The organism is Streptococcus infantarius subsp. infantarius ATCC BAA-102, from assembly GCF_000154985.1.
GTDB lineage: Bacteria > Bacillota > Bacilli > Lactobacillales > Streptococcaceae > Streptococcus > Streptococcus infantarius.
On sequence record NZ_DS572693.1, the window covers coordinates 194,088 to 206,028 of the forward strand.

Annotated in this window: 12 protein-coding genes; 10 read left to right on the plus strand and 2 right to left on the minus strand. The window is 39.1% G+C overall.

The window, feature by feature from the left end:
* Window positions 1-71 precede the first annotated feature (71 nt).
* The 3 genes from STRINF_RS07450 (at window position 72) to STRINF_RS07460 (ending at window position 2,897) form a co-directional block, all read left to right on the plus strand.
* Complete coding sequence (locus tag STRINF_RS07450; RefSeq protein ID WP_006532473.1) at window positions 72-674, plus strand: nitroreductase family protein; 603 nt, start codon at window positions 72-74, stop codon at window positions 672-674.
* 162 nt (window positions 675-836) lie between these two features.
* Window positions 837-2,243, plus strand: a complete 1,407-nt coding sequence (pepV, locus tag STRINF_RS07455) for a dipeptidase PepV (protein ID WP_006532474.1) — start codon at window positions 837-839, stop codon at window positions 2,241-2,243.
* A gap of 69 nt (window positions 2,244-2,312) precedes the next feature.
* Window positions 2,313-2,897, plus strand: coding sequence for a uracil-DNA glycosylase family protein (locus tag STRINF_RS07460; RefSeq protein WP_006532475.1), 585 nt, complete (start codon window positions 2,313-2,315; stop codon window positions 2,895-2,897).
* Between the two features lie 36 nt (window positions 2,898-2,933).
* Here the strand turns inward: STRINF_RS07460 and mnmE are convergent, their stop codons facing one another.
* Both mnmE and STRINF_RS07470 read right to left on the minus strand, forming a co-directional pair.
* Complete coding sequence (gene mnmE / locus STRINF_RS07465; RefSeq protein ID WP_006532476.1) at window positions 2,934-4,307, minus strand: tRNA uridine-5-carboxymethylaminomethyl(34) synthesis GTPase MnmE; 1,374 nt, start codon at window positions 4,305-4,307, stop codon at window positions 2,934-2,936.
* 209 nt (window positions 4,308-4,516) lie between these two features.
* The gene (locus STRINF_RS07470) at window positions 4,517-5,416 is read right to left on the minus strand and encodes an Abi family protein (RefSeq protein WP_006532477.1); all 900 of its coding nucleotides are present in this window, start codon (window positions 5,414-5,416) and stop codon (window positions 4,517-4,519) included.
* A 183-nt stretch (window positions 5,417-5,599) separates the two neighbouring features.
* Between STRINF_RS07470 and rpiA the strand changes: the two genes are divergently transcribed.
* The 7 genes from rpiA to STRINF_RS07505 all read left to right on the plus strand — a co-directional run bounded on the left by rpiA (window position 5,600) and on the right by STRINF_RS07505 (window position 11,925).
* Entirely contained in the window at window positions 5,600-6,280 is a 681-nt protein-coding gene (gene rpiA, locus STRINF_RS07475; protein ID WP_263421629.1) for a ribose-5-phosphate isomerase RpiA, read from the plus strand.
* Between the two features lie 158 nt (window positions 6,281-6,438).
* A complete protein-coding gene (locus tag STRINF_RS07480) occupies window positions 6,439-7,650 on the plus strand; it encodes a phosphopentomutase (RefSeq protein ID WP_006532479.1) in 1,212 nt (403 codons plus the stop codon).
* Between the two features lie 10 nt (window positions 7,651-7,660).
* Entirely contained in the window at window positions 7,661-8,473 is an 813-nt protein-coding gene (locus STRINF_RS07485; RefSeq protein ID WP_006532480.1) for a purine-nucleoside phosphorylase, read from the plus strand.
* Between the two features lie 37 nt (window positions 8,474-8,510).
* The gene (locus STRINF_RS07490; RefSeq protein ID WP_006532481.1) at window positions 8,511-9,215 is read left to right on the plus strand and encodes a glutamine amidotransferase-related protein; all 705 of its coding nucleotides are present in this window, start codon (window positions 8,511-8,513) and stop codon (window positions 9,213-9,215) included.
* Entirely contained in the window at window positions 9,199-10,491 is a 1,293-nt protein-coding gene (locus tag STRINF_RS07495; RefSeq protein WP_006532482.1) for a chloride channel protein, read from the plus strand. Before STRINF_RS07490 ends, STRINF_RS07495 begins: the two co-directional genes overlap by 17 nt.
* Complete coding sequence (gene deoD, locus STRINF_RS07500) at window positions 10,448-11,155, plus strand: purine-nucleoside phosphorylase (RefSeq protein WP_006532483.1); 708 nt, start codon at window positions 10,448-10,450, stop codon at window positions 11,153-11,155. Before STRINF_RS07495 ends, deoD begins: the two co-directional genes overlap by 44 nt.
* Window positions 11,155-11,925 (plus strand): hypothetical protein, encoded by a 771-nt coding sequence (locus STRINF_RS07505; protein WP_006532484.1) that lies wholly within the window; start codon window positions 11,155-11,157, stop codon window positions 11,923-11,925. The genes deoD and STRINF_RS07505 overlap by 1 nt, the downstream gene beginning before the upstream one ends.
* Window positions 11,926-11,941 lie beyond the last annotated feature (16 nt).

Here is an 11,941-nt window from a genome sequence, read left to right on the forward strand (position 1 = left end):
CAAAATAGCTGTAAACTCTTCCAAAAAATGATAAAATAAAAGAGCATATAATTAAAAAAGGAGGGTCGCTTATGAAATTTCTAGAATTGAATAAAAAGCGCCATGCCATCAAAACTTTCAATGACAAACCCGTAGACTATAAAGATTTGCGTACTGCTATTGAAATTGCCACCTTAGCACCTAGTGCTAATAACATTCAACCATGGAAATTTGTGATTGTTGAAGAGAAAAAAGCAGAACTGGCTGAACATCTCCCAGATATTAACAAAAAACAAGTTAAAGAAGCTCAATATGTTGTGGCACTCTTTACAGATACTGATTTAGTGCAACGCTCTCGCAAGATTGCTCGCATTGGTGTCAAATCATTGGACAATGCCAAGCTAGAATATTATATGGAAACTTTGCCAGCACGTTATGCAGAATATGATGACAAACGTAAAGGCGAATACCTAGCACTCAATGCTGGTATTGTTGCGATGAATCTGGTTCTAGCATTGACTGACCAAGATATCTCATCAAATATTATTCTTGGTTTTGATAAATCTCTGCCAAATGATATTCTAGAAATTGACAAACGTTTCCGTCCAGAACTTTTGATAACAGTTGGTTACAGCGATGATAAACCAGAATCAAGTTATCGTTTGCCAGTGGATGAAATCATCGAACGTCGATAAGCAGAACTTTTTAAGCTTTATGCATAAAACTTAGTGAAGAATTTACCAAACTAGGTTTACAAATCTTAAAATATGAGTTACTATTGGTAAGTTGGCTCAAAAGATAAAATGACGTAGATTTTCTGTGAAAGAGAAGCTACATTTATGGAGGAGTTATAAGAAATGACAGTAGACTTTAAAGCAGAAGTTGAAAAACGTAAAGATGCCATGATGGAAGACCTCTTTGCACTTTTGCGCATCAACTCTGAACGTGATGACAGCAAAGCTGATAAAGAGCACCCATTCGGACCTGGTCCAGCAAAAGCTTTGGAACACTTCCTTGCAATGGCTGAACGCGATGGTTACAAAACTCGTAATATCGACAACTACGCTGGTGACTTTGAATTTGGTGAAGGTGACGAAGTACTTGGTATCTTTGCTCACTTAGACGTTGTGCCAGCAGGTAGCGGTTGGGATACAGATCCCTACGAACCAGTTATCAAAGACGGACGTCTTTATGCGCGTGGATCATCAGATGATAAAGGTCCTACAATGGCATGTTACTATGCCCTAAAAATCATCAAAGATCTTGGTCTTCCAGTATCTAAACGTGTTCGTTTCATCGTTGGTACTGACGAAGAATCAGGTTGGGGCGATATGGAATACTATTTCGCACATAACGGTTTGAAAGATCCTGATTTTGGATTCTCTCCAGATGCTGAATTCCCAATCATCAACGGTGAAAAAGGTAACATTACTGAATACCTTCACTTCGCAGGTGAAAACAACGGTGCTTTCACTTTGAATACTTTTGAAGCTGGTCTTCGTGACAACATGGTTCCAGAATCAGCAACAGCAGTATTTACAGCAGACAGCACTTTAGCTGAACTTCAAGAAAAACTTGCTGCTTTTACGGCTGCTGAAAATCTTAAAGCTGAGCTTGTTCAAGAAGGTGACGCTTTCCGCGTTACAGTAATCGGTAAATCAGCTCACGGTTCAACTCCAGAACTTGGTCTTAACGCAGCAACTTACCTTGCTAAATTCTTGGATCAGTTTGCCTTTAACGGTGCTGCTAAAGTTTACCTTGACACAACAGCTAACGTGCTTCACCAAGACTTTGCTGGTGAAAACCTTGGTGTTGCTTACACAGACGCTAAAATGGGTGCCCTTAGCATGAACGCTGGTATCTTCAAATTTGACCGCAACTCAGATGACAACACAATCACACTTAACTTCCGTTACCCACAAGGTACTGATGCTCAAACAATCAAAGCTGAGCTTGAAAAACTTGATGGTGTGACAGCAGTGACATTGTCAGAGCACGAACACACTCCACACTATGTTCCAGCTGATGATCCATTGGTTTCAACACTTCTTTCAGTTTACGAAAAACAAACTGGCTTGAAAGGTTACGAACAAGTTATCGGTGGTGGTACTTTTGGTCGTCTTCTTAAACGCGGTGTTGCCTTCGGTGCTATGTTCCCAGACTACGTGAACACAATGCACCAAGCAAACGAATTCGCAGATGTTGAAGATCTTTATCGTGCAGCTGCTATCTACGCTGAAGCACTTTACGAATTGATCAAATAATACAGAAAAAAGAAGAGGGTTTTTGCGTTAGCAAAAGACTCTTCTTTATTTTTAGAAAGAAGTGATTGTATGGATAGACTTGAACAATTAGTGGCTGATATTATGGCTGATGAGCAAAATGCCTCATACACCGAGCAAGGTATTAAGCCACTTTTTACTGTTCCAAAAACCGCTCGTATCAATATTGTTGGGCAAGCTCCTGGTATTCGAGCGCAAGAATCGGGACTTTATTGGAATGACCCGAGTGGGGATAATTTACGAAAATGGTTAGGCGTTGACCGTGAGACTTTCTATAATTCAGGACTTTTTGCGGTGGTACCAATGGATTATTATTTCCCAGGTAAGGGAAAATCAGGTGATTTAGCGCCGCGAAAAGGTTTTGCAGATAAATGGCACAAGCGTACCCTAGCTTTAGCACCCAATATTGAGTTGCATATTTTAGTTGGTTCTTATGCGCAACGCTATTATTTGAAGCAAAAATCCTCAGCTAAGCTTACGGATACCGTCAAACACTATAAAGACTATTTGCCAGAATTTTTCCCATTGGTGCACCCATCGCCACGAAATAACATTTGGCAGCGCAAGAATCCATGGTTTGAAGAAGAAGTTATCCCAGACCTTCAAAAGCGTGTCAAAGCTATTTTAGAAAAATAGGTATTAAAAAACTCGCCATCGTCTGGCGAGTTTTTCTTATTTTCCAAGACAGAATTGTGTGAAGAGTTTTGTGATGAGCTCGTCTGGTGCGGCTTCACCAGTGATTTCTCCAAGAATTTCCCAACAACGTGTCAAGTCAATTTGTAGAAGGTCAACTGGCATACCAGCTTTAAGTCCTTCGTTGACTGATTGCAAGCTTTGTACAGCTTTTTCAATCAAACCGATGTGGCGAGCATTTGAAAGGTATGTTGCATCTTTTTCAACGATACCAGCGTTGTCAAAGAAGAGTTGGTTGATACGTTCTTCAATCAAATCAATGTTTTGATTTTTAAGAACTGAAATGCGAATCACATCATCAGGCAATTCATCAGCTTCAATTTTTTCTGGTAAATCAGTTTTATTAAGCAAGATAATGCGGTTGCTATCCTTGCTAAGTTCAAGAAGAGCACGGTCTTGGTCGGTTAGTGGTTCAGAGCTGTTAAGGACAAGAAGGACCAAATCAGCCTCCTCAAGAGCTTTTTTAGAACGTTCCACACCGATTTTTTCAACTACGTCATCTGTTTCGCGAATACCAGCGGTATCAACCAATTTCAAAGGCACACCTTTGATGTTGACGTATTCTTCAATCACGTCACGAGTTGTTCCTTCGATGTCAGTAACGATAGCTTTGTCTTCACGAAGCAGATTGTTCAAAAGACTTGATTTCCCAACGTTTGGACGACCGATGATAGCAGTTGACAAACCTTCGCGAAGGATTTTACCACGTTTTGCAGTAGCCAAGAGATTTTCCAAAAGAGTTTGGAATTCTTGTGTTTTTTCACGAATAAGAGCTGTTGTCATTTCTTCTACGTCGTCGTACTCAGGGTAATCAATGTTTACTTCAACTTGAGCTAATGTATTAAGGATTTCTTGACGCGTATCGTTGATGAGCTTTGAAAGCGAACCATCTAGCTGTTTGACAGCAATATTCATAGCTTTGTCAGTCTTAGCACGGATAATATCCATAATGGCTTCCGCTTGAGTCAAGTCCACACGACCATTCAAGAAAGCACGTTTGGTAAATTCACCAGGTTCAGCCAGACGAGCGCCTTGACGAAGAAGGAGTTGCAAGATTTCGTTAGTAACAGCAACTCCACCGTGCGTATTAATCTCAATGACATTTTCACGTGTGAACGTTTTTGGTGCCAACATGACAGAGACCATAACCTCATCAAGAATTTCATCATTATCAGGATCAACAATGTGCCCGTAATTAATCGTATGTGAGGCAACTTTTGACAAATCTTTACCACGATAAACTTTTTGGGCAATAGCTAGCGCGTCAGTCCCAGAAAGTCGGACAATTCCGATAGCCCCTTCCCCTAAAGGTGTTGAAATCGCAGCAATTGTGTCGAATTCTTTTGTAATCATTTATGTCATTCCAATCTAGTTTTTCAAAAAATATCATATTTAATTGTAACGCAAAAAATTTTTTCAAGCAATAGAAGAGGGCTGGAAGTAAAGGAGCATAAAAGCGATTTTTATTATAGAATAACACAGAAAAAACCGGCACCATGTGCCGGCTTTTTATAAACTCAAACGAGCCAAGGGCAAACCTTGTTTCCTTAACAATAATTCTATTATTTACTATCTAAAAAGTCAACACAAAAGGTCATGAAACGAAAGAATTTTTGAAGCTTAGGTGCAGAAGAATAAAGGTAATCTTCTTTTTTCATTCGATTAAGTAAAACTAAACATTCATTGTACCGATGCTTATTTAATTCTTTAGAGCATAGTTTTTTATTGTAAAAAAAAAGATTAATGAGGTCGTGAGTTTTGTAATAATAGACCAATCCCTTTGGAATTTTCATAACTTGAGCATATGATTTTGTTTGGCTATCTGGATGCTTAATATGTGAATTGCGATCAAATAAATTAATAATAAAGACATTATTATGAGCAGAAGCATTTCTTAAATTTTTAATGTATTTCAATTGTTTTGAAAAGATGATTTTTTGAATATCTGAGTTAGTGTTGGCGTATAACTCACTAATCATTGTGAAGGTACCAAAATCTGTTATTTCCATTAAAACCCAAATAGGTAAAACTTGTCGTTTTTCAAACATGTCTTTTTTGTATTCAGTGTAGCTGAATTGTTGATACATTTTATTATATTTTTGGGGGTAATGGTACTTAAAATCGTTGACAATATGATAACCATCTTCATTATCATTATAGGTTATATCGGTCATTACTTTAGTTTTAACCATGTGTTCGATATCAAGAGACATATCTAGTATGATTTCTCTGAAGTAGGTATCAATTGATGCTAAGTCAACTAAAGCTTTAAAATCAAGATTTATATATTTTTTATCAGGGGTTTTCGGGAAATTTTTTCGATAGCTAGATAGTTTATAATAGTAAGTCTTATTTTCGAGAACATCAATGATTTCTTCTTTGGAGTGATACTTAAAAGATATCCCCTTATCAGATAAGTGTTTAATAAGATTATTAATACTTAATTTAGGTTTCTTATCCAAACTGTCTCCTTGTTTAATTTACTGATAATTTAATGATATTCTACTTAAAAAACAAGAAAAATGCAATATAAAATCATCAGGTAATTTCTTTAGTAATCCATTGTAGCGAAAACACCCTAAATCATGATATAATAGTTAGTTAGAAATAGGTAATTTTTGTTTTACATATAAATTTAGGTGAGGTTGTTATGGAAAAACTTAAAAAAAATGGCTGGTGTTACAGCTGCTCAGTATGTGAAAGACGGCATGGTCGTTGGACTTGGAACTGGTTCAACAGCATATTTCTTCGTTGAAGAAATCGGTCGTCGTATGAAAGAAGAAGGCCTTAAAGTTGTCGGTGTGACAACTTCAAGCCAAACAACAGCTCAAGCAGAAGGCCTTGGTATTCCTTTGAAAGCTGTTGATGATATCGATGTTATCGATGTAACTGTCGACGGTGCTGATGAAGTAGATAAAAACTTCAACGGTATCAAAGGTGGCGGCGGTGCTCTTCTTATGGAAAAAATCGTTGCTACACCAAGTAAAGAATACATCTGGGTTGTTGACGAATCTAAAATGGTCGACACACTCGGTGCTTTCAAATTGCCAGTTGAAGTTGTGCAATATGGTGCTGACCGCATTTTCCGTGAATTCGAGAAAAAAGGTTACAAACCATCATACCGCATGGCAAACGGCGAACGCTTTGTCACTGATATGAAAAACTATATCATCGACCTTGACCTTGGTGCTATTAAAAATCCAGTTGAACTTGGTAAAGAATTGAAAGCCATGGTCGGTGTTGTTGAAGACGGTCTCTTCAATGGTATGGTTAACAAAGTTATCGTTGCTGGTAAAGACGGCGTTAAAATTTTAGAAGCTAAATAAAGAAAGTTTACAGGAGATGGTTTGACTAAGAATAGCCGATAGTCTCCTGTTTACTATGTTATCGCAAAAAATCAAATTATTATTTCTAATCCTGCATACCTTGCAGTTGATTAGGAGGTTTTGGGTGCCAACCGTAACCACCCTAGATTAGGAAAACTATGTCAACTTTTAATCGTATTCACCTTGTTGTGCTTGATTCAGTTGGAATTGGTGCAGCACCAGATGCCAATAACTTTGTCAATGCTGGTGTTCCTGATGGTGCGTCAGACACACTTGGTCACATTTCAAAAACAGTCGGACTTAATGTTCCAAACATGGCTAAAATCGGTCTTGGAAATATTCCTCGTGAAACTCCTCTAAAAACTGTTCCAGCTGAAGTTCAACCAACTGGTTATGCGACTAAACTAGAAGAAGTTTCTCTTGGTAAAGACACAATGACAGGCCACTGGGAAATCATGGGTCTTAACATTACAGAACCATTTGATACATTCCTTGATGGCTTCCCTGAAGAAATCTTGACAAAAATCGAAGAATTTTCAGGATGTAAAGTCATTCGTGAAGCTAACAAACCATACTCAGGAACAGCGGTTATCGATGATTTCGGTCCACGTCAAATGGAAACAGGTGAGTTAATCATCTATACATCAGCTGACCCTGTTCTTCAAATTGCTGCGCATGAAGATGTTATTCCAGTTGAAGAACTTTACAAAATCTGTGAATTTGCTCGTTCAATCACACTAGAACGTCCAGCACTTTTAGGTCGTATCATTGCACGTCCATACGTTGGAGAACCTGGAAACTTCACACGTACAGCTAACCGTCGTGACTATGCATTGTCACCATTTGCACCAACTGTTCTTAACAAGTTAGCTGATGCTGGTATTTCAACTTACGGTGTTGGTAAAATCAATGATATCTTTAATGGCTCAGGTATCACAAACGATATGGGACATAACAAATCAAACATGCACGGTGTTGATACTCTTCTTAAAACAATGCAGTTGCCTGAATTCACAAAAGGTTTGTCATTTACAAACCTAGTGGACTTCGACGCGATGTATGGTCACCGTCGTAACGCTGCTGGTTACCGTGACTGTCTTGAAGATTTCGACAAACGCATGCCTGAAATCTTGGAAAACATGAAAGAAGATGACCTTCTTTTGATTACGGCAGACCACGGTAATGACCCAACTTACACAGGTACAGACCACACACGTGAATATGTCCCATTGTTAGCTTACAGTCCAGCCTTCAAAGGCAATGGTATCTTGCCAGTCGGACACTTCGCTGATATCTCAGCAACAATCGCCGAAAACTTTGGCGTTGAAAAAGCGATGATTGGTCAATCATTCTTAGATAAATTAGTATAAGAGGTAATACATGTCTACAATTATTGAAAAAATTGAAGAAGCACGTCAGTTTTTAGTCTCACAAGCTTGTGATGCTCCAGAAATCGGACTTATCCTAGGTTCAGGTCTTGGTGAACTTGCCGAAGAAATCGATAATGCAGTTGTCATCCCTTACGAAAAAATCCCAAATTGGGGTAAATCAACAGTAGCAGGTCACGCAGGTCAATTGGTTTACGGTGATCTTGGTGGTCACAAAGTCCTTGCTCTTCAAGGCCGTTTCCACTTCTACGAAGGGAACCCAATGGAATTGGTAACTTTCCCAGTACGCGTGATGAAAGCCCTTGGTTGTAAAGGTCTTATCGTAACAAACGCTGCGGGTGGTATCGGCTTTGGTCCCGGTACTTTGATGGCTATTTCAGATCATATCAACATGACAGGTCAAAACCCATTGATTGGGGCTAACCTTGATGACTTCGGACCACGTTTCCCAGATATGTCAGATGCTTATACAGCAGACTACCGTGCCATTGCTCACAAAGTTGCTGAAAAAATCGGTATCAAACTTGACGAAGGGGTTTACCTTGGTGTGTCAGGTCCTTGTTATGAAACACCTGCAGAAATCCGCGCTTTCCAAACACTTGGTGCAGACGCTGTTGGTATGTCAACAGTTCCTGAAGTTATCGTTGCCGCTCACTCAGGTTTGAAAGTCTTGGGAATTTCTGCTATTACAAACCATGCAGCTGGTTTCCAAAGTTCACTTAACCACGAAGAAGTGGTTGCTGTAACACAACAAATTAAAGAAGATTTCAAAACACTTGTTAAAGCTGTTTTGGCAGAACTTTAATTTACAATCTTTAGTCTTTGGATAAAAGGAGTGTGCTGTGCGAGTTCATTTTGTTATTCACGAAGCTTTTGAAGCACCTGGAGCTTATTACGATTGGGCGATTAAGCGAGGTCATGAGGTTAGCCTAACAAAGCTTTATCAAGGAGAGAAGTTACCAGTTGACAGCTCTAAAATTGATTTACTCATAGTCATGGGGGGACCGCAGAGCCCTCGTACGACAGTAGAAGAATGCCCGCATTTTGATGCTCAAGCTGAAATAGCTTTGATTAAAGATGCTATCGCACATGATAAACGCATCATTGGTGTTTGTCTTGGCGCACAGTTACTGGGTGAAGCTTATGGCGCACCAGTTGAACATAGTCCTGAGAAGGAGATCGGAAATTTTCCAATTTCCTTGACTCAGGCTGGTAAAACTGATAAACGTTTGACATATTTTGGTAAGACGGTGACTGTTGGTCATTGGCACGGTGATATGCCAGGCATGACAGAAGGGGCGCAAATTCTTGCCGCTAGTCAAGCTTGCCCACGACAAATCACCAAGTATAGTGACAAGCATTACGCTTTTCAATGTCATTTGGAATTTTCAAAAGACATGGTTCAGGATTTACTGGCTCAAGAAGTTGATTATGATGAACAAGTTGCCACACACCCTTATATCCAGACAAAACAAGAAATTTTAACTTATGATTATTCTCAGATGAATCATTTGTTAGAACAATTTTTAGATGCTTATACAAAATAATCGATTTCAAAATTTCAGCTATTGTTTACGTTTTGGAGTAGTTTTACTGGCAACTAGTGTGGTGGCTGGTTTAGGTGGTATCTTACTTCATGAATTTTTAGAAATGGTCGAGAAGATTGTTTTAGGACATAGTGAAGAGACAAAAGTGCTAGCTATTTCCCAAAGACAATTCTTGATGATTGTGATTGCAGGGATGGTCTCTGCGCTTATCTGGTATGTGCTTCAACGAAAAAATCGTCGTCTTATCTCAGTTGAATCTCAGATGAAGGCTGATAATCCTTGCTCTGAACGCCCAGCTTTAGGGATTCACTTGATGAATATTTTCTTACAGGTAGCTTCGGTTGGTGCGGGATCTCCGATTGGAAAAGAAGGAGCGCCACGAGAGCTTGGGGCTCTTGGAGCAGGTCGTATCTCTGATTATATGCATTTGAACTTGCCTGATAGACGCCTTGCAATTGCTTGTGGGGCCTCAGCTGGTCTCTCAGCAGTTTATCAAGTACCAATTGCTAGCATCTTTTTTGCTTTTGAGACTTTAGGTGTTGGGCTCTCATTGATGAATGTTATGGCTGTGTCTCTGACAAGTATTTTTGCTAGCCTTATTGCAGGACTTGTTATATCAGATGCACCACTTTATCATGGAGGTCAAATTTCGCTCAATCTTGCCACTTGTCTGCTGGCAGTGTTAGTAGCTGTGTTGATTACCCCTCTTGCAGAAGTTTTTCGACGTCTAACCCAAAAAGCTCAAGTTGGCAAAGAGACTCATGAAGCCATCTTATGGAAGTTACCTTTAACTTTCTTACTTTTAGCCAGTGTTGCCCTCTATTTTCCAGAGATTTTGGGGAATGGCGGAGCTTTGGCACAAGCTGTTTTTGATGGCATGACTTTATCTTATGCTATTCCTATTCTTATCATCAAAGCTTGTCTTGTCTTATTGACGCTAAAAAATGGCGCATACGGAGGTACCTTAACACCATCGTTTTCAATGGGGGTAGTTTTAGGATTTCTATTTGCTGTGCTTTGTCAGTTAGCTTTTCCAGATATTTCGATGAACTCAGCCATGTTAATTGGGTCAAGTGTCTTCTTGGCCATTACTATGAATGCCCCTTTGACAGCAGTTGGACTAGTTGTCTCATTTACAGGACAAAATTTACAAGCCTTGCCAGTTTTACTCATTGCAGTAGCGGTAGCTGTTTGTATAAATAGTATTTTTAAACGTATTGAAAGGAAAATTTATGTCAATCCATATCGAAGCCAAACAAGGCCAAATCGCAGATAAAATCTTACTTCCAGGAGACCCACTCCGTGCAAAATTTATCGCAGAAAACTTCCTAGAAGATGCTGTTTGCTTTAACAACGTCCGTGGTATGCTTGGTTTCACAGGGACTTACAAAGGTGAACGTGTCAGCGTTATGGGAACAGGTATGGGAATGCCTTCAATCTCAATCTATGCGACTGAACTGATTCAATCATACGGTGTTAAAAAATTAATCCGTGTCGGAACAGCAGGTTCACTTAATAAAGATGTTCACGTGCGTGAACTTGTCCTTGCGCAAGCAGCCGCAACAACATCAAGCATGATTAAAAACGAATGGCCACAATACGATTTCCCACAAATCGCAGACTTCACATTGCTTGATAAAGCTTACCACATCGCTAAAGACCTTGGTATGACAACACATGTTGGTAGTGTTTTGTCAGTTGATGCCTTTTACTCTGATTTCGCAGAAAACAACATCAAACTTGGTCAACTTGGCGTGAAAGCCGTTGAGATGGAAGCAGCTGCACTTTACTATCTCGCTGCCAAACACGGTGTTCAAGCACTTGGTATCATGACAATCTCTGATAGCTTGGTTGCTGACGAAGACACAACAGCTCAAGAACGCCAAACAACTTTCACAGACATGATGAAAGTCGGTCTTGAAACTCTTATTGCAGATTAATGCAAGAAATATATGAAACAATAGACATTCTTTCGGATGTCTATGCTTATAATCACGCTTGGAAAATAGCAGAGCAGCACAGCGATTTTCCAGCGCAAAGTCACTATCTTTTAGAAATGTTAAAAGAGCGTAGGGAACTTAACGTTGACTTTGCTTTTTCACATCCAGCAGAAAATCAAGCAATTTTAGCCAATTATGGCGTTTCACTCATTAGCAATGCGTATGAGGAAGAACAATTAGCAAATTATATTATGGATTTGGAAGCTAAGGTGAAAAATGGTAATATCATTGATTTTGTCCGCTCAGTTAGTCCTATTCTATACAGACTTTTTTATCGCTTAGCAAAGCGTGAGATTCCTAATCTAGAAGAGTTTATCCATGATGCTAAAAATGATCAGTATGATACTTGGCTTTTTACAGAAATGAAGCAGAGCGACTATCCTATTTTTCATAAGTATTTGGTGATTCGCCGTGATGCAAAGGTGACGTCTCGTAGTTTAGCAGAGCTCTTGCAATACAGTCAGTTGCCAGATCATATTAAAAACTTAATCACAGAGCTTCGTCAATTTGAGAAATCTGTCCGAAACCCTCTTGCTCATCTGATTAAATCATTTGATGAAGAAGAACTTCATCGCACAACGAATTTCTCATCGCAAGCCTTTCTAGATAAAATCATTGATTTAGCCATTTATGCAGGCGTTAAATATGACACAAAGGCCTTCTATTTTGACAAAATCAATGAGATAATAAAGCATGAATTAAGACAATGAAATATAAAAAGTTCTT

What these genes read in the sequence shown, in the direction of transcription:
- STRINF_RS07450 (WP_006532473.1), top strand. Translation starts at nt 72, where the DNA reads ATGAAATTTCTAGAATTGAATAAAAAGCGCCATGCCATCAAAACTTTC.
- pepV (WP_006532474.1), top strand. Translation starts at nt 837, where the DNA reads ATGACAGTAGACTTTAAAGCAGAAGTTGAAAAACGTAAAGATGCCATG.
- STRINF_RS07460 (WP_006532475.1), top strand. Translation starts at nt 2,313, where the DNA reads ATGGATAGACTTGAACAATTAGTGGCTGATATTATGGCTGATGAGCAA.
- mnmE (WP_006532476.1), bottom strand. Translation starts at nt 4,307, where the DNA reads ATGATTACAAAAGAATTCGACACAATTGCTGCGATTTCAACACCTTTA.
- STRINF_RS07480 (WP_006532479.1), top strand. Translation starts at nt 6,439, where the DNA reads ATGTCAACTTTTAATCGTATTCACCTTGTTGTGCTTGATTCAGTTGGA.
- STRINF_RS07485 (WP_006532480.1), top strand. Translation starts at nt 7,661, where the DNA reads ATGTCTACAATTATTGAAAAAATTGAAGAAGCACGTCAGTTTTTAGTC.
- STRINF_RS07495 (WP_006532482.1), top strand. Translation starts at nt 9,199, where the DNA reads ATGCTTATACAAAATAATCGATTTCAAAATTTCAGCTATTGTTTACGT.
- deoD (WP_006532483.1), top strand. Translation starts at nt 10,448, where the DNA reads ATGTCAATCCATATCGAAGCCAAACAAGGCCAAATCGCAGATAAAATC.
- STRINF_RS07505 (WP_006532484.1), top strand. Translation starts at nt 11,155, where the DNA reads ATGCAAGAAATATATGAAACAATAGACATTCTTTCGGATGTCTATGCT.